The 21,061-nt window shown below is 39.2% G+C and carries 19 protein-coding genes, 1 tRNA gene and 1 pseudogene; 8 read left to right on the top strand and 13 right to left on the bottom strand.

Annotated elements, in window-relative coordinates; genetic code table 11:
* Nucleotides 1-54 precede the first annotated feature (54 nt).
* The 3 genes from L659_RS0108760 to L659_RS0108750 all read left to right on the top strand — a co-directional run bounded on the left by L659_RS0108760 (nucleotide 55) and on the right by L659_RS0108750 (nucleotide 3,640).
* A complete protein-coding gene (locus L659_RS0108760) occupies nucleotides 55-570 on the top strand; it encodes an NUDIX hydrolase (RefSeq protein WP_024590270.1) in 516 nt (171 codons plus the stop codon).
* Between the two features lie 218 nt (nucleotides 571-788).
* Nucleotides 789-2,165, top strand: coding sequence for an NAD-dependent succinate-semialdehyde dehydrogenase (locus L659_RS0108755; protein ID WP_024590269.1), 1,377 nt, complete (start codon nucleotides 789-791; stop codon nucleotides 2,163-2,165).
* Between the two features lie 809 nt (nucleotides 2,166-2,974).
* Nucleotides 2,975-3,640: a hypothetical protein gene (locus L659_RS0108750; protein WP_024590268.1), complete on the top strand. Its 666-nt coding sequence runs from the start codon at nucleotides 2,975-2,977 to the stop codon at nucleotides 3,638-3,640.
* Nucleotides 3,641-3,896: 256 nt separating this feature from the next.
* Here L659_RS0108750 and L659_RS0108745 read toward each other — a convergent pair whose 3' ends face one another.
* The 3 genes from L659_RS0108745 to L659_RS0108735 form a co-directional block, all read right to left on the bottom strand.
* Nucleotides 3,897-4,976, bottom strand: coding sequence for an endonuclease/exonuclease/phosphatase family protein (locus L659_RS0108745; RefSeq protein ID WP_024590267.1), 1,080 nt, complete (start codon nucleotides 4,974-4,976; stop codon nucleotides 3,897-3,899).
* Between the two features lie 23 nt (nucleotides 4,977-4,999).
* Complete coding sequence (locus L659_RS0108740; RefSeq protein WP_024590266.1) at nucleotides 5,000-5,362, bottom strand: hypothetical protein; 363 nt, start codon at nucleotides 5,360-5,362, stop codon at nucleotides 5,000-5,002.
* 76 nt (nucleotides 5,363-5,438) lie between these two features.
* On the bottom strand, nucleotides 5,439-5,687 hold the full coding sequence (locus L659_RS0108735) for a TIGR03643 family protein (RefSeq protein WP_007581511.1): 249 nt from the start codon (nucleotides 5,685-5,687) through the stop codon (nucleotides 5,439-5,441).
* 123 nt (nucleotides 5,688-5,810) lie between these two features.
* Between L659_RS0108735 and L659_RS0108730 the strand changes: the two genes are divergently transcribed.
* The 3 genes and pseudogenes from L659_RS0108730 (at nucleotide 5,811) to L659_RS01000000122960 (ending at nucleotide 9,326) form a co-directional block, all read left to right on the top strand.
* Entirely contained in the window at nucleotides 5,811-6,500 is a 690-nt protein-coding gene (locus tag L659_RS0108730; protein ID WP_024590265.1) for a substrate-binding periplasmic protein, read from the top strand.
* 29 nt (nucleotides 6,501-6,529) lie between these two features.
* Nucleotides 6,530-7,186 carry a YoaK family protein gene (locus L659_RS0108725; RefSeq protein ID WP_024590264.1) on the top strand — a complete coding sequence of 219 codons (657 nt, stop codon included), beginning with the start codon at nucleotides 6,530-6,532 and terminating at the stop codon, nucleotides 7,184-7,186.
* 74 nt (nucleotides 7,187-7,260) lie between these two features.
* A pseudogene (locus L659_RS01000000122960) lies at nucleotides 7,261-9,326 on the top strand (TonB-dependent receptor).
* A gap of 36 nt (nucleotides 9,327-9,362) precedes the next feature.
* On the opposite strand, the gene L659_RS0108715 reads toward L659_RS01000000122960, so the two are convergent.
* Entirely contained in the window at nucleotides 9,363-10,154 is a 792-nt protein-coding gene (locus L659_RS0108715; protein WP_024590263.1) for an AraC family transcriptional regulator, read from the bottom strand.
* Nucleotides 10,155-10,260: 106 nt separating this feature from the next.
* Here L659_RS0108715 and L659_RS0108710 point away from each other — a divergent pair, with 106 nt between their 5' ends.
* The gene (locus tag L659_RS0108710) at nucleotides 10,261-11,457 is read left to right on the top strand and encodes an MFS transporter (protein ID WP_024590262.1); all 1,197 of its coding nucleotides are present in this window, start codon (nucleotides 10,261-10,263) and stop codon (nucleotides 11,455-11,457) included.
* Here L659_RS0108710 and L659_RS0108705 read toward each other — a convergent pair.
* From L659_RS0108705 to L659_RS0108685, 5 genes are all read right to left on the bottom strand, one after another.
* Nucleotides 11,446-11,667 carry a hypothetical protein gene (locus L659_RS0108705; protein WP_024590261.1) on the bottom strand — a complete coding sequence of 74 codons (222 nt, stop codon included), beginning with the start codon at nucleotides 11,665-11,667 and terminating at the stop codon, nucleotides 11,446-11,448. The two genes, L659_RS0108710 and L659_RS0108705, sit on opposite strands and share 12 nt — an antisense overlap.
* A gap of 101 nt (nucleotides 11,668-11,768) precedes the next feature.
* The gene (locus tag L659_RS0108700; RefSeq protein ID WP_024590260.1) at nucleotides 11,769-12,215 is read right to left on the bottom strand and encodes a Rid family detoxifying hydrolase; all 447 of its coding nucleotides are present in this window, start codon (nucleotides 12,213-12,215) and stop codon (nucleotides 11,769-11,771) included.
* A 13-nt stretch (nucleotides 12,216-12,228) separates the two neighbouring features.
* On the bottom strand, nucleotides 12,229-12,642 hold the full coding sequence (locus L659_RS0108695; RefSeq protein ID WP_024590259.1) for a GFA family protein: 414 nt from the start codon (nucleotides 12,640-12,642) through the stop codon (nucleotides 12,229-12,231).
* 401 nt (nucleotides 12,643-13,043) lie between these two features.
* A complete protein-coding gene (locus tag L659_RS0108690) occupies nucleotides 13,044-14,330 on the bottom strand; it encodes an amidohydrolase (RefSeq protein ID WP_024590258.1) in 1,287 nt (428 codons plus the stop codon).
* A 401-nt stretch (nucleotides 14,331-14,731) separates the two neighbouring features.
* A complete protein-coding gene (locus L659_RS0108685; RefSeq protein ID WP_024590257.1) occupies nucleotides 14,732-15,721 on the bottom strand; it encodes a fatty acid desaturase in 990 nt (329 codons plus the stop codon).
* Between the two features lie 392 nt (nucleotides 15,722-16,113).
* Between L659_RS0108685 and L659_RS0108680 the strand changes: the two genes are divergently transcribed.
* Nucleotides 16,114-16,198, top strand: a tRNA-Leu gene (locus L659_RS0108680).
* 218 nt (nucleotides 16,199-16,416) lie between these two features.
* On the opposite strand, the gene L659_RS0108675 is transcribed toward L659_RS0108680, so the two are convergent.
* The 4 genes from L659_RS0108675 to L659_RS0108660 form a co-directional block, all read right to left on the bottom strand.
* Nucleotides 16,417-16,890, bottom strand: a complete 474-nt coding sequence (locus tag L659_RS0108675) for a VOC family protein (protein WP_024590256.1) — start codon at nucleotides 16,888-16,890, stop codon at nucleotides 16,417-16,419.
* A 100-nt stretch (nucleotides 16,891-16,990) separates the two neighbouring features.
* Complete coding sequence (locus L659_RS0108670) at nucleotides 16,991-17,461, bottom strand: GFA family protein (RefSeq protein ID WP_024590255.1); 471 nt, start codon at nucleotides 17,459-17,461, stop codon at nucleotides 16,991-16,993.
* Between the two features lie 102 nt (nucleotides 17,462-17,563).
* The gene (locus L659_RS0108665) at nucleotides 17,564-19,630 is read right to left on the bottom strand and encodes a catalase (RefSeq protein WP_024590254.1); all 2,067 of its coding nucleotides are present in this window, start codon (nucleotides 19,628-19,630) and stop codon (nucleotides 17,564-17,566) included.
* Between the two features lie 247 nt (nucleotides 19,631-19,877).
* Entirely contained in the window at nucleotides 19,878-20,711 is an 834-nt protein-coding gene (locus L659_RS0108660) for a mechanosensitive ion channel family protein (protein WP_024590253.1), read from the bottom strand.
* Nucleotides 20,712-21,061 lie beyond the last annotated feature (350 nt).

Here is a 21,061-nt window from a genome sequence, read left to right as displayed (position 1 = left end):
TATTTATAGAATGGTAGCAACTGTTATCATTAAAAGCTTAAAAAAGGAGACGAAATGCAGCAATTAAAAACCTTAATTCATTCAGGTATTAATATTGACCACGGTAGTCAGTTTACGCGTTTAACAGCTCGCGCCATTGTTATTAAAAATAATAAAATACTTTTAATGTATACAAGCCGCTATGAAGATTACAGTTTACCTGGTGGTGGAGTAGATGAAGGCGAAAGTATTGAACAAGGCTTAATTCGCGAACTAAGCGAGGAAACCGGTGCACAACAAATAAGTGTAGTTAAAGCTTATGGACTCTATGAAGAGTATCGCCCTTGGTATAAAGAAGACTTTGATATTATTCATATCAAATCGTATTGCTTTGTATGTAATATTGCCGACGAGTTTGGCAAAGCACAGTTAGAGCATTATGAGCAGCAAAATGGCATGACTGCTAAATGGGTTGATATTAACAATGCAATTGCTCATAACGAGCGCACACTTGCTAACAGTGAAAAACAAGGACTCTCCATTTTACGAGAAACCTACCTACTAAAGCGCATTGCTAAAGAACTTCTATAAGTTGAATAAGCATGAGCAGTCAACCTTGTAAATTTTGCATCAATCAGAACTTTTTACTGCTTTGGATAATATATTCATAGTAGTAAAAAGTTATTAGCAGAATAAAAAACCAAAAATAGATACTACATTTCAATAGCTTGAGATTAATTAATACTGTTTTTTTGATATTGGCTTTCGTTTTGCACCCTTATAGATAATTAATTTGTAAGGAGATAGAAATGAGTAACACAGTTAAAACGATTAATCCGGCAACTGAGCAAACCATTGAAACCTACACGCTACTTTCTCAAAAAGAAGCAGAACAGGTAATCGAAAAATCTCACGAAACATATTTAAAATGGCGCTTAACGTCGTTCACTGAACGTGCGAGATATCTTAATAAGTTAGCCTCACTTTTCGAAGAGCAAAAAGAATCTATCGCAAAACTCATGACCGAAGAAATGGGTAAAGTATACGAGCAAGGCTTTCAAGAAGTTGAACTATGTGCAGGAATTTGTCGTTACACAGCCGAACAAGGCCCACAAGTACTTGCTGACGAAGAACGTGATATGGACGGCGGCCGTGCAATTATCAGCTATCAACCAACAGGTGTACTGTTAGGTATTCAACCGTGGAACTTCCCGCTTTATCAGGTAATTCGCTACAGTGCTGCCAACATAATGGCGGGTAACACAACCGTATTAAAACATGCTGGTAACGTATTTGGCATGGCTGAAAAAATTGAAGAGCTATTTAAACAAGCTGGTTTCCCAGAGTACTGTTTCAGCAACTTACTCATCGACGGTAAAACCGCCAGCTCACTCATTGCGCACAAAGCAATTAGCGGCGTAACCTTTACGGGTAGCGATGCCACAGGTAAAAAAGTAGCTGAAGAAGCGGGTAAACACGCTAAAAAGACAGTGTTAGAGCTTGGTAGTAATGACGCTTACTTAGTACTCGATGACGCAGATTTAGAGCTTGCAGTTAAAACCTGTGTAACAGGTCGCATGATCAATAACGGCGAAACGTGTGTTTCAGCTAAACGTTATGTTGTTGTTGAGTCACTTTACGATGACTTTAAAGCACAAATTAAAGAGCAGTTCGAAGCCATGAAAATGGGCGACCCAATGGCAGATGACACAGACTTAGGTCCAATGGCCCGTGAAGATTTACGCGACGGTATTCACGACCAAGTAATGGAATCAGTTAAAGCAGGTGCAAACATAGTAACGGGTGGCGAAATACCATCGCAAACGGGCTATTACTACCCACCTACTCTACTAGATAACCTATCACCTGGCATGCCGGCCTACGACGACGAATTATTTGGCCCTGTCGCTTCGCTTATTAAAGCCAAAGATAACGACGATGCTATGCGCATCGCCAACGATTCTCGCTACGGTTTAGGCGGTGGTATTTTCTCAAAAGACGAGAAAAAAGCCATTGAGCTTGCTAAAAAGTACTTCGACACCGGCATGATCAACATTAACGGCTACGGTTTAGCACAACCTAACCTACCGTTTGGTGGTGTTAAAGGCAGCGGCTACGGCCGAGAACACGGCGGTTTTGGTATGCGCGAATTTGTTAATGTTAAAAGCATTATGATCGCCAGCTAATTTAGCTGCATAAATGAAATAAGTGTTTTAAATACAGATTCTTAATATGTGTTTAAAACACAAAAATTACTAAGCCTAAAAGTGGGTAACCACTTTTAGGCTTTTTTTTATAACTTTTAGAAGATTGCTTTTAGAAAGTAGTTTTCAGGAGGCAGTACTTAGTTTTTAGTAAGAGACAGTACCGAGCTTTTAGTAGGAGATAGTACCGAATTTTGGATATATTCGTAGGTGCGATTTTACATCGCGCTTTTAAGAATTAAATATCCTTCAAAATAAAAAGTTACAAGCTAACCAATGCTACGTCATTAAATTTTAATAATTTAAACTCACTTCACAATTTAGCTTATTAAATAAAAACGTAAGCACGTTGCTTTTATCGTTATTTTAAATTGCGCTTACAAACCTGTTAAGCAATGTATTTAAAGGCATAAACATAGTCAGGACTATTACAGCAAACATCACAAATATGATCCTTAAACAGAGCTAGACCAAGTACGATTAAACCCAGAGCTAGCTATTAATATGTAGAAGCTAATACCTGAAACCTGATAGACAAAAATGAGCGATAACCGGACATTGAGGTTGAATAAATATAATAGTTAATTGATTGGTCAAACTGCTCTTTGCTCGTATATTCATGAAAATGAGCGGCGCGCGCATATTATTGCATTAAACTTTACTTTAAAGTTTTAGAAAACTTAGTGATAGTAATACCTTAGGTTATTTGTTAAAAGTAGATAAATGGGCATTAAGTCGGTAGAAATATGCGCTATGAGCGCACTATTAATTTGTTATAAGTTTGAGGGAATATGACAACAATCAGTGAAATTTTAGTTCGTACAGAACAAACGTTAGAAACGGCAAAGCATGGCTTTGACGACCTAGTTTCATCAAACAAGACTCGACGTTTTACTGGTTTAAGGAACCTTATCGTATTTGGTCGCTCGGTAACTTTTGTGCTTCAAAACTTAAGGTCCGCTGTTGATAAAGAAAGGTTCGATGAATGGTATGAACCTCATCAAGAATTAATGAAGCAAGATGTAGTGATGAAATACTTCGTTAAACTCAGAAACGACCTTGAAAAACAAGGACGCTTACCAGTCTCGACGTCAGCCCATATCCATCATTTTTCTTCCGATATGGCCTCGCAATATAAGCAGCCACCGGGTACTGTTGGATTTTTCATCGGTGATCAGCTTGGTGGTAGTGGTTTTGAGGTTGAGCTTCCAGATGGCAGCAAGGAAAAATATTACGTTGAAATACCAACCAGTGTTGTGGAGGTAACGCAACATTTTAAAGAATTACCAGTGCCAGATGACGATGAACTAAAATCAAAGACTATAGAGCAACTTTCTGAACATTTTCTCAAGTTTTTAGAGGCCCTGCTGGATAACGCCAGAAAAGAGTTTCTTGACCAAGACACTCAAACCGTAAATGGACGCCGGTTGCCACCATACATGAGAGTAGTGAAATAAAACTTATAACAAATTGTTTAAAAGGGATTCTCAAGGCGTGGCATTTTCACCATGCATTGGTTTTAGTGTTTAAGGTTGTATGCGGCGGCTTCGGTATTGCGTTGATATCTCCTTAACAGGATGTTAAGCAATATCCGCTCATGGCACTTATGAGACTGTCAGGTTTGATTAAATATTATTAGTCAAACACCTGACAGTTAAGATCTGAGCTAGTGCAAGTTAATACTTATTGACGAATAGCTAGAACTAGCAGCTATCACTTCTTCTCAAACCTCGGCACCTTTCGCTTGTCAGCCTTATTCATAGCAAGCTCTTGAATTTCTTCTTGCTTGTGCTGCGCTGATTTAGTTTCTAATGATTGCTGATTAGCGTTTTCGTAAGAAAGCTCAGTGAGTAGCGCAAAGTGATCTGAGCCATATTTAGCTAAGCGCTTAATACGTTTTACTTTAAACCCTTCGCTGTGAAATAAGTGATCGAGCGGCCAACGCATAAAAAAGTAGCCTGCATGAAAGGTATTATAAAAACCACGGCCTTTTCGAGGGTCTAAAAAGCCACTTATTTGCATAAACAAACGGGTGCTACGCGACCATGCTACGTCGTTTAAATCACCGGCAACTATGGTGGGCCGTGTAGGGTTTTTAAGTGCTTTAGCCACCATTATTAGCTCTGAGTCGCGCGGACGCGATGAGTCTTCTTCGGTCGGGCTTGGCGGTGCGGGGTGAATAAAGTGCCCTTGCATTTGTAGGCCTTCATCGTTTTCAAACAAAATATGAATTGAGGGAATATCTTCCTCTATAAGCTCACATATTTGTGCATCGAGTATTTTAAACTTGCTGTATAAGTGCATGCCATAACGATTGTCTTTAGGGCATTCTATGTAGTACGGGTAATTTTTTTTAATGACTGATAATTTATTTTCCCACCAGCTATCGCTCTCAAGCGTAATAAGTAGGTCGGGTTGATGCTCATCAACAAGGCTAATTAACTGCTCACTTTTATGGTTCGACATAAGTACATTTGCCGACATAATCCTTATACTATGATCTATATGCTTAGGTGCGCTTTGCACTTCTTTTTTAGCAAGCCACGTATACGGGTAAATCCATTTACCTTGTAAAATCATTATAAGTAATGAGGTTAAGGCTATAAATACGTAACCCATTGCGCTACTTTGCCATAATAAAAACAACGAAGTAACGGCTGCAAAACTGGCAATATAAAATACCTGTAAGCGCACAAAATCGCAGCTACGCACTAAGTAATGCTGGCTGTACGACATAGGTAATAAGGTAACCAGTAAAAAAAAGCCAATAATTATAGCCAGCGCAATGAGCATTTTAATATCCTTATAACGTTAATTTAGCGACTTAAAATTGAAAGTATTTCTCGGGTATCGTGCACCATATGAATAACTGTACGGTCTATTTCAATACTCACTGTACCATTATCTCTAGAGCGTTCAATTACTCTACCTCGTTTGTATAAATCACGATCTAAAAAGTCACCTCGGTGATAGCTTTTACTTAGCCCTGGTGGCGTCCAACCTGCGCGAATTAACTGCTTAGCCTCTTTTTTAGAAAGGTAGTCATTGTCATTATGCTTATGTGAATGATGCTTTTTATGGCCGTGTTTATGACCATGTTTATCTTTATGCGGTTTTGCGTCTGCGCTTATTGAACATAAAGCTAATGCTATTAGTGTTGTGTATGTTAGTGCTCTCATAAATAATCTCTAGCGTAATTAATAGCTAAAGGTTAACAAACACGGCTGAACATCATATGAAACAACTTACACTTATTTAACGCTGTTTATATTGTGTTTTACAATGGCTTCGCATAATAGCGGGATCGCGTAATTTTAAATGTTTTGTTTTACGACCTGCATGGCGCTTACGCCACACTTTAAAACTGCCTTTTGAAACATTGTCTCGCATAAAAACCACCAGCTGCGGATACTTTAATCCGTATAGCTGCTCTATAGCCTCGTAGGGGGTTCTATCTTCCCACGCCATTTCGATAATGCGTGACTGCTGCTCTGCGTTAAACATGGTATATCTCACAAAATTTAACTTATACGCTAGGTAAAAATACTTAGATCAATGCAATTAAGCTCAGTAACTGTATAATTGGCGTTCAAGTTATGTACTTTAAAAGATATCGAATTTATATTTATGCGCGCAATATTTCTGTTTTTAGCTTTAACTTTACCTTCGTTATTACTTGCAGCGCCAAGTAAAACCCTGCGGTGCGTAACAACCCACTACCCGCCTTTTACTATATTTGATGAGAAAAGCGATACGTTCACGGGTTTAGATATTGAATATTTAACGTTTATTGAGCGTAATTTAAATCTTAAAATTGACGTAATTCATCTGCCATGGGCGCGCGTTAAAAAAGAAATGGCGCTGGGTTACTACGACTGCTATTTCTCTTTGGCCAATACAGAGGAACGTGCAAAGTATTTAGATTTTACAAGTGTGCCCTTGCATACTACTAAGTATGGTTTATTTACTTTAAACAAAGATAAGCTACTCACAAACAATTTATCAAATGCCCCAATAGCGATGCTGCGCGGCGTTGCTTTGCCTGAGGTTATTGCTACAAAGTATAACCTTGATGAGAGTAATCTACTTCGCTCACTTTCAACTAAAGACACTTTTGAGCTACTAGAAAAAAAACGTGTTGAATACGCAATAACTAACTATCAAGCGGGTTTGTGGTACTCAAAAGAATATAAAAATATATACGCTAGGCAGTTCAATGAGTTTACGCTTCCTACTTACATTGCTTTTAAGCGTGGCGTAATTGATACAAAATTAGTTGATGAGCAAATAAAACGTTTTAAAGCACAAACTCAATAATTAACACTGCACACGTTAAGAGATAACCAATGTTTACAAAACTACCAAAGTGGGTTGAATATGGCGCGTTTACGCTCGCATTTATAGCGGGCGTAGTAAACGCTGTAGGCTTATTAGGATTTGAGCACCAGGCTATTTCGCATGTATCTGGCTCTGTTACTTTACTTGGTATTAAAGTAATAACTAACCCCAGCACTGCCTTATTGCTACTTTCAATAATTATTAGCTTTATGTTGGGTTCGGCACTGTCGGGATTTTTACTCTCTGGTGGCTCATTAAAACTTGGTCGTCATTACGACACTTTGCTTTTTATTGAAGGATTGCTACTACTTGCGAGTGCTTATTTACTCAAAAACACATTCGTTTACGGCATTGTTTTAACGTCTGCTGCGTGTGGGCTACAAAATGCGCTAGCCACTAATTACAGTGGTGCTGTTATACGTACGACACATTTAACCGGTATTTTTACTGACCTTGGTTTAATGCTAGGTAAAGCTCTTAAAGGTGAGCAATTTGATACTCGTAAAGGGGTTATGTTTTTACTCATTATTGCAGGCTTTTTACTAGGCGGTATAACCGGTTTTGTTTTATTTGAGCATTACTTAGTGCTGGCTTTGGTGTTTCCTGCTGTGGCTTGTTTTGTTTTATCAATTACGTATCGGGTTTATAGGCTACGTACGCTTTAACGCAACAAGTTTAAATGCACATAAAAACCGCATATTATAGAAGCAATGCAATATAGATTACTTTCAAGGAATGTATGAAACCTTATTTTTTGCCGCTGTTATTACCCTTTAGCCACACTGCGTTTGCCGATAATCAAAACAACGATGCAATAGAAACCATAACAACTACGGCATCACGTATTGAAGCGCTATCTACCCCACTCCCTTTATCAATAAGTACACTAACGCAAGCGCAGCTAAATAGCATAGCGCCTACCCATATTGAAGAAGCTCTGCAACGTGTAGCGGGTGCTAATATTCAACGCGGAAATGGCCAAGAGTATTTACCCGCGCTTCGCTCACAAGTGCTTTCGGGCGCAGGCGCTTGTGGTGGCATATTAACCTTAGAAGATGGCATACCACTGAGAGCCGCTGGGTTTTGTAATATAAACGAGCTATTTGAGGCGCACAGCGAAATGGCGCAGCGCATTGAAGTATTAAAAGGCCCTGGCTCTGCACTTTATGGCTCAAATGCTGTGCATGGTGTTATTAATGTAATAACGCCCGACACTACTCAAGGCGGTGGTTTAGTTGGTTTAGATTATGGCTCNGCTCGTACGGTTATACTCGCTACAAATTACGTGCAGGACAAGATTACGGCAACAGCGGTATAGGCATTAACGCAAGTGTTACCGACGATAGCGGTTACCGCGACGACGAAAGCGTAGAACAACAAAAAGTTAATATTCGCCATCGCTATTCAAATAATAATTTATTACTTACCTCAGGCCTTACTTACACAAATCTTGATCAGCAAACGGCTGGATTTATTACAGGCTTTGAAAGCTATAAAAACGAAGACCTCTCGCAAAAAAACTTTGACCCAGACGCATTTAGAAAAGCACGTGCATTTAGAGCATGGAGCAATGCAACATGGCAATTAAATAACGATGATGTGCTCTCTACTACGTTATATTTTCGCGACCAAAGCATGGACTTTTTTAAGCACTTTTTACCCGGCACACCGCTTGAAAAAAACAGTCAAACTGGTTTTGGCATACAATCGCTTTATCAATATAATTTACAACGTAATATAAAAATAAACCTAGGGCTTGACGGCGAATACACGCAAGCCGACTTTACTCAAAGCCAAAACGAGCCCACTCAAGGTTCTGCTTTTTTAGTTGCTACAGTGCCACAAGGTAAGCATTACGATTACGATGTAAACGCCACGCTTTATGCCCCTTTTGCATCGCTTGATTGGCAATTAAATAAATGGTTACTTACCGCAGGTGTGCGCTACGAGCATATGCAGTACGACTACACCAATAATATGCTAGCAGGTAGAACAAAAGACGACGGCACAGAATGCGGCTTTGGTGGTTGCCGATATAGCCGCCCAGCGAGTGCTAAAAATAGTTTTAGTAATCTATCGCCAAAGCTTGGGGTTAGTTATCAGTACAATACAAATAACACGCTTTATGCAAACTTTTCTCGCGGTTACAGAGCGCCACAAGCGGCTGAGCTATACCAATTGCAACGCGAGCAAACCACTGCAAATTTAAGCGCCGAAATAGCCAATAACGCAGAACTAGGTATTAAAGGGATTTACGAAAAACTACGTTATGGCGTGTCGGTTTACGCTATGAGTAAACACAATACGATTTACCGCGATAGCGACTTTTTTACGGTAAATAATGGCAGCTCTCGCCATCGTGGTATTGAGCTTGAGCTTGACTACCAGCTGACTAAGTCGCTTGCGCTTAACTTTGCTGGCACTCACGCAAAGCATACTTACACTAACAACCAAATACTTAACGGTTTAAATATAAACGGCAACGACATAGATACCGCGCCGCGTAATATTGCTAATCTCGATTTAACATGGCAGGCATTAAACAACGCGCAATTTGCTTTGCAGTGGCACCGCGTTGGTAACTACTACACCGACCCAGAAAACTTAAATAAATACCAAGGGCATGATGTTTTAAGCCTACGCGCACAGTGGCAAGTTACTAATAACCTTGAAGTGCTTGCCCGCATTATTAATTTAACTAATGAGGCTTATGCAGAGCGCGCCGATTACACCAGCTTTACCGGCGACAGATACTTCCCTGGCAAACCACGTAACGCCATGCTTTCGGCAACTTACACGTGGTAATGCTTACTTAAAGGCTAAACTTATTTAAGAGCTAAGCTAATTTAACTGATTTAAGTCGCTCATGTATTTCATGGGCGACTTTTTCATTACCTTTTTAAACATAGTAATAAATGCACTCACCGACTCATACCCTAATAACTCCGACACCTGCTGCACACTTTGCTTATCAGAAAGCGCTTTTAAGGCTGTAATTATATGCAATTGCGTACGCCACTTTCCAAATGTCATACCTGTTTCTTTTTTAATTAACCGCGCTAATGTGCGCTCAGTTAATGCAAACTGCTTAGCCCATTGTGGTAGTGTTTTTCGATTGTTTGGCATGTTTATTAACTGATCGCTCATAGTTTGAATTACCTCATTTTTAGATAATACAAAATCGAGTGGTTGTACTGGCATTTCAATAAGTTGATCAAATAATACCTGCGCTAAACGTGCTGTTTTACTATTTAAAGTATAGTGCTGATTATGTGCAGCCAACTCGCACATTAGCTCTTTAACCAACGGCGTAATAGCTAACGTACAGGTATTTAGCGGCATACCGTTTTTACTACTATCAATAAATAAATGACAAAGCTGCGCGTTATCAGACGCCCTATTGCTATGCACCTTTTGTGCTGGGATCCAAATTGCACTGTGCGTGGGCACCATCCACATTTTGGCTGACACTTCACAGGTTACATAACCATGCAGGGCTAAAATTAACTGCCCCTTTGGATGAGTGTGTAGTGGTATTTCGTGACTTGCATGGGCATGCTCTATTTTGGCTATTATGGGCTGCGCCATAGTTTCAAAATTTTTAATGTCGTCCCAGCCAATTGCATCAAACATAGTTTTGTCTGTTTTTAGTTATTTAATGTCATTATCTCTAAATTATAGTTTTTGCTAAGCCTTTATACTAGCGCCCATTAAGTATTAGCTTTAATGGTCTTCCCTTTTGTTAAATAACACACCTAAATCACGCTTTGCTGGCATATTACTTGTGCTTGGCATATTACTTATTGCCGCAAATTTACGCGCCACATTTACAGGTATTGCACCTGTGCTTGAACAAATTATTAATCACTTTGGGCTTAGCGCATCGCAAGCTGGGTTTTTAACAACATTGCCACTCATTGCTTTTGCGGTTGTATCGCCAATGGCCGCAACTCTTGCTAAAAAGCAAGGTTTAGAGCGCACCTTGTTTGTGGCTTTGTTATTTATACTTGCAGGGGTTGCAGCGCGGGTAATAAATACCTCAGCCATGCTTTTTGTGGGCACCGCTATTATTGGTGTGGGTATTGCCATTGCAAACGTATTATTACCAAGTTTAATTAAGCGCGACTTTCCTGCAAAGGTTGCGTTAATGACCTCAGCCTACGTGCTTACTATGGGCGTGGTATCGGGTGGGTTTTCCACTTTGGTATTTCCGCTTAGTCAGTTAAACGGATTAGGATGGCAACTTGCGCTGGGCTCATCAGCTCTTATTACTCTGGCGAGTATTATTATATGGATCTCGCAATTAAGTAAGCACACAAAACCCGCGAGTATTACTCAACACGCTGACACGTCAAAAAGTGTATGGCGTTATTTACTAGCATGGCAAATTACCCTACTGCTGGGCTTAAACTCGTTTTTAAATTATATAATTATTACGTGGTTACCTAGTATATTAATCGAAACCGGCCAAAGTGCTACGCAAGCAGGTGCTTATCATGGGGCTTTTCAAATAGCGACTGCATTACCGGGTTTAATATTAATTCCGTTACTTGCCAAATTAAAAGATCAAAGCGCGCTTAGCTTTATTTTAGCCATGTTGAGTGCACTTAGTGCATTGGGGCTACTTTACATGCCTAACTTTGCTTTTGTTTGGACCCTAATGCTAGGTTTTTGCTCTGGAGCGTGTTTTATATTAGGGCTGTCGTTTATTAGTTTACGAACCGATGATTCGCAACAAGCAGCGTCGCTTTCAGGTATGTCGCAAAGCGTAGGTTATTTGCTCGCGGCTATTGGTCCTATGCTCGCTGGTGCATTACACACAACAACAGGCAGTTGGAGTGCGCCATTATGGCTGTGTGCTATTGCCGGAGTACTGTGTGCATTATGTGGTTTAGGCAGTGGTAAAAACACCACTTTAGCTAAATCAGCTAACTAGCTGCTGTAACCACGAAAATAAACCAGACGAAGTTTTGTTGCTCGTGTGTTTTTGCTCATAGCGTTTATTAGTTGCTTCACGCTGTTCACGGCGCTCTTGCGCTAAATTAGCCTTTGCAGCAAAACGTAAACGCTGTTCTTGAGTAAGCTCATCATTAAAACTAATGGCTGTTTTTTTAAATGCTCGGCTGCTTTTAGGTGAACTACACATAATATTTCCTCTGTTATGTAACTACTCAAATAGACAGCCTTTTTGTATATAAAATTTCAAAAGCAGTATTACTTTTTAGAAGTAATACTGCTGAGTATCAACTAAACAGCACCAATACATTCAACTTCTACCAAAGAATCAAGGGCTAACGCCTTAACTGCAAAGGCACTCCGTGCAGGATACGGCGCACTAAAATACTGAGTATAAATAGCATTAAATGCTTTAAAGTCGTTAATATTGGTAAGCATAACGGTGCACTTTACAATATTGCCCATACTGTAGTTATGTTGCTCTAAAGTGCGTTTAATATTTTCAAGTGTTTGTTTAGCCTCGCCTTCAAAACCGCCTGTAGCCAACTTACCTGTTGCAGGGTTAATCCCTATTTGCCCCGACATATAAAGCGTATTACCGGCTTTTACTATTTGCGAAAATGGCAAGTTAGGATTAGCTTTGCCTGCATTTAAAAAGTCTACATTACTCGAAGCTGCGAATGCACTGCCGGTAATTAATGTGCTTGCTAAAAAAGCGGTTTTTATCAGTGAGCTCATTACCTGGCTTACCTTATTTTTGTGGTGTGGTTTCAAATGAAGGCACTTGATGTAATTCGTTAAGCCAATTAAGCGTCGATTTAGACCAAATTTGTGCTGTTGGCGTAAACTGTTCACGCTGATCAACCGCACCAATACGCAAGCCATATACACGGTCAGCTTTAGCTTCGTTAGTTGCATATAGTGTTGTACCACATGTGCCACAAAAACCTTGCGCACGCTTGTTACCACTTTGAGCTGTTTTAACAAACTCTTTTGGCTCACCTTGGGTAAATACTACCGAGTTTGGCTCTGCAATTATAACGGCTCTAAATGGGCCGCTCGACATACGTTGGCAATCGCTACAATGACAAACAAGTGCATTGTTATTTTGAGACTTTGCCTGGTATTTAATTTCACCACAGTAACAGCTTCCAGTAATTTCCATTATTTAAATCCTTAATGCTTATGAAGATTGAATCGAGATATAAGACCGGCAATATCGATTCATTATTTTTAAAATATAAAAAATTGCTCGCCGGTTCATTTGTATGTTCGGCTAGATGTTTAATTCTTTAGAGTGATTTTCAAAGTTGAACAAGTGCTACAAACATGATCCGATGTTTTAAATAAAACAGCAATACCACGTTAAGCTAATAGCGTAACGTGGTGCGTCTAAATTATTTTTATACCAATTCGCTTAATTAAGTTGTCTATTTTGAGGTAAGAAAACCGTGTCGATAACAAGGCAAAAATTTCGTTATTTAGTTGTTCTATATGAGAAATTTTTAACGAAGTTAACGTGCGGTTTAATCCCTCAAATTGATTATGTATTATTGCGAGTTGGTATTAATGTGCGTTCAAATAATCAATGGCTAATAGACTAAGCGCCTTAGTGCCTACTTTAAACGATGATTCGTCGGCATAAAAATAAGGTGAGTGATTGCTAGACACTGTATTTAAATCTTGCTCACTGGGTGTACCGCCTAAAAATACAAATACACTCGGCACTTCTAATGCGTAAAACGAAAAGTCTTCTGCGCCGGTTATTTTTCCCATTTCCACTACGTTTCCATTACCTGCTGCTTTTTTAAGGCTAGGTAACATTTGCGCAGTAAGCTCAGGGTTATTAATCGTTACCGGATAACCTTCGTGAATGTGTACCTCTGCAGTTGCACCTGACGATTTAGCAATGTGCGTGGCTGTGGTTTTTATTTTTTCAAATATTTGTGCACGATTATCCATATCAAAGTTACGAATTGTACCCACCATTTCTACTTCTTCAGGAATAATATTATTGCGTACGCCTCCCGCTATTTTTCCAAACGAGACAATAGCGGGCTCTTTGGTAATGTTAATTTGGCGACTAACAATATGATTAACGCCAGTTACTATTTGCGCGGCAGCAGCAATAGGGTCAACCCCAGTCCACGGTGCAGAGCCGTGTGCCTGCTTGCCATGTACAATTATTTCAAATCGGTCTGCACTGGCCATTGCAGGGCCACTTCTATAACCAATTTTACCGCTGTGCAAACTAGATGTTATATGTAACCCAAAAGCAGCTTCTGGTTTGTATTGTTTAAATATGCCTTCTTTAAGCATTAGCTCAGCGCCACCCTCTTCCCCCTCTGGTGCGCCTTCTTCTGCAGGCTGAAATACAAACATAATATTACCGTGTAGCTCATCTTTCATGTTTGCAAGCACTTGTGCAGCGCCCATAAGCATGGCCACGTGCGTGTCGTGCCCACAAGCATGCATTATGCCTACATCTACACCACGGTAATTAGTGGTTTTAGTTGATTTAAAATCAACATCGGCTTTTTCAGTAACTGGCAGCGCGTCCATATCTGCACGTAGCATTACTGTTGGACCAGGCTTTGCGCCTTTTAATAACCCCACAACGCCTGTATAAGCAATCCCCGTTTGTACCTCCATACCCAGCGACTTTAAGTGCTTAGCTACGATACCTGCTGTGCGGGTTTCGCGATTTCCAAGCTCAGGGTTTTGATGAAAATCACGTCGCCAATCAATAACCTGTTGCTCTATCTTTTTAACTTGCTGATCAATGTTTGCATTGGCATTGAGCGCACTAAGGGCAGCAAAGCCCAGCGCTATTGAAATTAGTGATTTTTTCATCCTGTTTGTCCTTATTATATTTATTGGTTTTATAATATTGATGAGCACGAGCCCTTATGTATTATTGAGAACATAATTAGTTCGCTCTATAACCACTATTACTGAAGGCTCTACAATAATCAATCCCATTTAAGCTAGATGCCCAACTATAGGGGGCCACTTCACTTTTCACTGGTTTTATCTATTTTTAGTTTGAAGATTTAGCGCTAATTAAGCCTACCATTTTTGTTTTTATTGATTTAAAAATGGCATTGAATAGTCAACCAACGCACGTAAAGTGAGTTTTAATAAGCGCGGTGGTGGATAGAAGAAGTTAACGAGTAATAGGTTTGGTACATAATTGCTATTCAAACTATAAAATAAGAATAGCAATGTAGAACCTCCCCTTATGTTGGGGGTAATTATTTAAATGCGTTAGCATTTTTTATGCTGTCAAAATCGTTAAAGCGCACGTTGTGTTGCGCCATTACTTTAAGTATTTTTTCACTTAGCATTTGACGTAAATAAAACGGCTGATTTGGCACAAAATGGTGGATAGTATGCGTTTTACCAAAGTTAAAACAAAACAAGTGAAACGGCATAAATAAACGGCTCGTTAGTACATGAGTTTGCTCAAGCATGTTATTAACGCCGCCATAGTAATGCATGCTTGAGGTAACAAAATTAAGCGAGCTTGAGCGAATAATATTAGGAACAATGAGCACAACCATTAAAAACTCGAACACATTCATTGTACTTAACAACCAGCTAGGCGAATTTAGTGAAAGTGGTATAAATAAATCAACGATATGAAATAAAATAACGCTATATAAAACAGCAAAATACGCAGTAGTTACCGGAAATCCCGCATTAAAAACACTCGAAAAACTAAAGCCATTAATTTCTTTTCTAAAACGTTTAGTAGAAATAACTAACCCTAATAACCCATCTACAATAACTAGCGCACGTAAAAATGGATTTTTAATACCGTTACCCACCAAGCGTTCTTCTAGGTCTTGTTGTGTGCCTGAGGTTTTGTGATGGTGTAAATGCATTTTACGTCGGTACCATGGGCTAATAGTATTTGGCCGCATTAACCATACTGTTAGCATCATAAAATCATGCATGAACGGCTGATTACTAAAGTATTGTTTATGTATGAGGTCGTGCTCTAACTCATGGGAAATAGACGCTGCAATAGCCGCAAGTACTATACATACCCAAGCAGGTATGATGGCTAAATAATATAAAACACCAACACCAATTAATGCGCTAAGCGATAGCAATAAAATAATTAACCCTAAGGTATTTTGATGTGCAAGTAATGGGTACTTTTGACGAAGTGATGCTTCCTCTGCCTTAATTGCTTTCACAATCGATTGAATGTTCTGTTTGGCACTTAATTGAGTCATATATAATGTCTTAAAAACCTTGTTGTACAAATAATACCTGAATTAAGCGCAACATCGGGATAAAGCAGGAATATTTATTGTAGTACGATTAACTATTACCAATAGTTCAATTGCTTATTTATTCAATCGCATAACAAGTTTAATAGCACTCATAACCCAAAATATTCGCTTTATATATCAGCCCAAAAAGACTTAAAAAATTTACCTGTGGAGTATCCTTGCTATAAACGATTAATTATCAACCAGTTGTTTATGTAAATAAAAGAAAAGGCTTGCCGCCCCCTCTTTTGTTTGTATAATGCGGATACAGAATAAGAGGTATATAAGTATCCTTTTTATTTTAAGTGGTTTTTCTTTATCTTTTTATGCTTAAAAGATTAAAGAAAAATTATGCCAGCGTGATGAAATTGGTAGACATGGGGGATTCAAAATCCCCTTCCGAAAGGAGTGCCGGTTCGAGTCCGGCCGCTGGTACCACTTTTTGAACCTCAGCTAATTATTGGCTGAGGTTTTTTTATGCCTAAAATTTAACTAGTAATTTATACCAATTCGCTTAATTAAGTGAGCTATTTTGAGGTAAGAAAACGGTTTCGATAACAAGATAAAACCTAGTTAAGCTGAAGCAAAAGCTACAAGCCTTCCATTAAAGCCGTCAACGTAATTAGGAAGGTACATAAATCTAATAAGCATGCTAGTTATGCGTCTTGCTCTTGATTTGTTATATCCCCTATTCGAATATTTAACTCTTCGTCACTAACATCTTCTTTGTGTGTACCAATGATCCATATATGACCAAATGGGTCTTGTATCGTGCCGGTCCTATCACCATAAAATTGGTCATGTACGGGTCTTATTAGTGTTGCACCAAGCTCAATTGCTTTTTTAAATACGGTATCAACATCTTCAACATAAAGCATAAGGCTTAGCGCTGTACCACCTAGTTCTTTTGGGCTTTTTAAATGTTCTTCAGAACCAATATCTGAAAGCATAATATGCGAATCACCAATTATTATTTCTGCATGGGCTATTCCACCATCAGGTAAAGGCATCTGCATTACATGTTCAGCACTAAATGCATCACAATAAAAATCTATCGCTTTTTGTGCGTCATTCATAATTAAATATGGTGTAACTGAATGAAACCCTTTTGGTATTGCTGGGACTGCCATAATATTCTCCTTTACTTACGCGGTGATTTTTAATATTTAATTAACTAAATATGCGTTTAATTGCCCCTAAATTTAAGCTTAGCTCATACAAAAAATTGCGTTACTTTTCGAGGCTTAAACGCTTATGCCAAGCAGCGATACTTTCATCAGGATATTCTTCAAATTGCTTGTCACCTTCATTAATGGGTGCATTTACCCAATTTGCTTTACTACCAAGCATTAAATGAGTGCGCTCTGGCGGTATGGGTAACTCACTATCTATTGCACCTGCAAAGGGGTGAACTTGCTCAGGCCAACGTGCATCGTATAACCACAAGTTAGCACTACAATGCTTACAAAAATGACGCTCTGCAGGGCTGATTTTATCGCCTATTTTTGCATGATAAATAGTTATGTGTTCACGCCCTGTAACCTCAAGCGTGCTGTATTGTGCGTTCAAATTAATAACAAACCCGCCGCCCCCTGCGGTTTTACGACATACAGAGCAATAGCATAAATTATAAGGATAAGGGTGTTTTGAGTTGACCGTAAATACCACTTTGCCACAGTGACAAGCGCCATTAAGCTTCATAATATATCCAATTTTATTGTTGGCTTGAACTAATACCTTAACTAGGTGAGCTTAAAAAAACCACAACAATTACATGCTGTGGTTTTTTAATTATTGAGCTTACTAACGTTTCCAATATCTTAAATTACGCAATGTATTTATAAATTTATCGGCTGAATGTGCCTCTAAATCTACCCAACCATCATCTGCTTTGTCATCGAGCCCTGCTGCTTTAAATAATGGCTTAGCCTCACTTGTAAAACCTATGTATTTCATATGTGCATACGCATCACTTACAAAGTCTTTAGCTTCTGCAATAGCTGCTAGTTTTTCAGCTCCCTCTTCAGTGGTGAGTACAAGTACCGCATCGTATAAAACCGATGGACCACCATTAATAACTTGATCAGCTTTAAAGTGCTTACCTTTACTGCATTTAGCACCGCCGACTTGTGGGGCAATAATTTCAAAGTTTGCACCTTCACTTTTAAGTGTATTGGTAACCGATTCAAAAATTTCTGCATTAAAGCCATCACTCACTAAAATACCTAATTTGCGGCCTTTAAATGTATTCGGGGGATTTTTTAAAATACTTAATGCATCAGATACAGGTAAGTCTTTACGTGTTGGCATAGCAGCTTCAGCTGGATCTGGCATTTCTTGCAAGCCAAGTCCTTCGGCAACTTTATTTGCGAGGGTTTCGTCAATATTTAATAAATGCGATACCAAACGCTCTCGTATTGGTACATGCTCGACTTTAGAAAGCTCAAACACGTACGCAGATTGTATATGCGCTTGCTCTACCTCTGTTTGGCTTAAGTAAAACTGACGAGCTTGACTGTAATGATCGCTGAATGTGTCTGAACGATAACGTAGCTTATCCCCACTCATTTGCTCTGATGAACTTTTAAACCCGTGCACAGGGCATTCACGAGGATTATTTTCGCCTGCGCTCCATGAGTTAGGTTCGTAGTTAACACGTCCTTTAGGATTTTGCATCGCCATGTGCCCATCTTGCTGAAAATGCCTCATTGGGCACTTAGGCGCATTTACCGGAATTTGCGTAAAGTTAGGTCCACCAAGGCGTTTTGTTTGAGTATCAAGGTATGAAAAATTACGCCCTTGTAGTAATGGATCTGGGGTGAAATCGAGTCCTGGTACAATGTTTTGTGTACAAAATGCAACTTGCTCTGTTTCTGCAAAAAAGTTGTCGACAACACGGTCAAGCACCATGCGGCCAACAATTTGTACTGGTACTTGTTCCTCTGGTATAAGTTTAGTGGCATCGAATACATCAAATTCAAACTCATCAGCAAATTGCTGATCAAATACTTGTACCCCTAACTCCCACTCAGGGAAGTCGCCGTTGCCAATAGATTCCCACATGTCTCTGCGATGAAAATCAGGGTCCGCGCCGTTTAGCTTAAGTGCTTCGTTCCATACTACTGATTGCATGCCGCCTTTTGGTTTCCAATGAAATTTAACAAATTTCTCATCACCTTTGGCATTAATAAATTTAAATGTATGAACGCCAAAGCCTTCCATAAAGCGTAAAGAGCGCGGAATAGCTCTATCAGACATTGCCCACATAACCATGTGCATTGACTCAGGCGACAAGCTCACAAAGTCCCAAAAGTTATCATGTGCTGTTTGCGCTTGGGGGAAACCACGGTCTGGCTCGGCTTTAGCTGAATGAACTAAGTCAGGAAACTTCATCGCATCTTGAATAAAGAATACCGGTATATTGTTTCCCACTAAATCCCAGTTTCCTTCTTGGGTATAAAATTTTACCGCAAAACCACGTACATCACGTGCTAAATCTGGAGACCCTTTATTACCTGCAACCGTAGAGAAACGAGTAAATACTGGGGTTTTTTCACCTTTTCGCTGAAAAATATCTGCACAGGTTAAATCTTCAAGCGTGTCGTAAGTTTCAAAGTACCCATGTGCCCCGTAACCTCGTGCATGCACTACTCGCTCAGGAATACGCTCGTGGTCAAAATGGAAAAGCTTTTCGCGCAGCACCTGATCTTCCATCAAACCTGGACCGCGTTCGCCTACTTTTAACGAATTCTGATCGTCGCTCACAGGGCAACCTTGCGCTGTGGTCATTGTTGGGTAGCCGTCTGATGCACTTTGGCGCAGCTCGCCGCCATTTCCTTTTTTACCTGCGTATTTAAATGATTCAGCCATGTCTAATCCTTCATTACAATTTAAGTGATTGGGGTAGTTTTTAAAGTTTGCTTAACAGCAAAAGCAACAGAGCTAAATGCAAAATAAAGACCAAACAATAAGAGCAATGAAAGCGCGGGGTACAGATTAAAAGAGGAGTTTTAAGCGTTATTAAAAATAGAAAAACTTACAGAGCCCTGTAAGTTTTTCAAGATCAAAAAAAGGGTACTTTAAAAGTGCCCTTGAGTTTAAATCGGTTTAAATTTAGTTAATCTTTGCTTTCGTTAACTAAAATAACTTTACGATGCGGGAAAGGTATTTCGATGTTGTTTTCATCTAGTGCTTTTTTAATTAACTCTGGCACAGTGTAAAGAATATCGAAGTAATGCTCGCCCTTACAAAAAGGTCTTACTAAAAAGTCTACTGAGCTGTTGTTAAGTGTTTCTACTTCAACAAAAGGAGCTGGATCTTTTAGTATGTGTGGGTGCGCTGCAAGTACGGCATCTATAACTTTACGTACAGCCGTTGTATCTTCACCGTATGCAACACCAAAATGCATATCCACACCACGAATTGGATGATGTGAATGGTTTATAATTTGCGCGCCCCAAATTTGACTATTTGGAATAATAACCTGTTGGTTATCGAACGTTTGTAAAATAGTAGTAAACATATCTACTTCTGTTACTTTACCAAAACGCCCTGCAGCCTCAATAAAGTCATTCACTTTATAAGGTCTAAATATTAGCAACATAACGCCCGCGGCAAGGTTCGACATTGCACCTTGTAACGCCAAGCCTATAGCAAGTCCCGCAGCACCTAGCAAAGCAATAATAGAGGCTGTTTGTACACCAAAGCGATTTAATACAGCAATAATAACGAACGCTAATATGATGTAGCGAGCCATGCTGCCTAAAAAGCGAAAAAGCGTATCATCAAGATGAGTGTATTTATGGCATAAGCCAATAATTAAATTGCGTACTTTGCCTGCCAACCATAAGCCCGCAAGTAAAATTGCAATCGCCAGTAATATGTTGGTTGCCCACGTAATTGCAGCGGGTAAATATTGATTAATATCAATGTTGTTTATTATGTCTTCCATTGTTTTTCCTGTTTTAAAAACTTTTAACTGACTTCAATCCATACTAATCGCAATAGTTTAACAAAAAATTAACTAAAGTACGGCTATAGGAGTAATTTAAAACATAAAGAAAGAGCGTTCCCTCAAAACATGTCATCGCTCACGTAAATCTTTCAACACATAATTTTGCTTTAACCCTTGGTTTATAGCTTAAATAATTAAACTTTAACTAGTTCATAAATAAAGCTAATACCCGAGATAAATCTCAGTTAACTCTTTTAATTTTCTAATTATTGCTGGCACTCATCTATAAATTTACCGATAATCTCACCTAAGCGCGCATATATTGGCGAGACAACACAATTGGATGA

It is taken from the genome of Pseudoalteromonas sp. S8-8, assembly GCF_000497875.1.
GTDB classification, from domain to species: domain Bacteria; phylum Pseudomonadota; class Gammaproteobacteria; order Enterobacterales; family Alteromonadaceae; genus Pseudoalteromonas; species Pseudoalteromonas arctica.
Note: the sequence above shows the minus strand (reverse complement) of the source record. Positions and strands in the feature narration are given on the sequence as shown.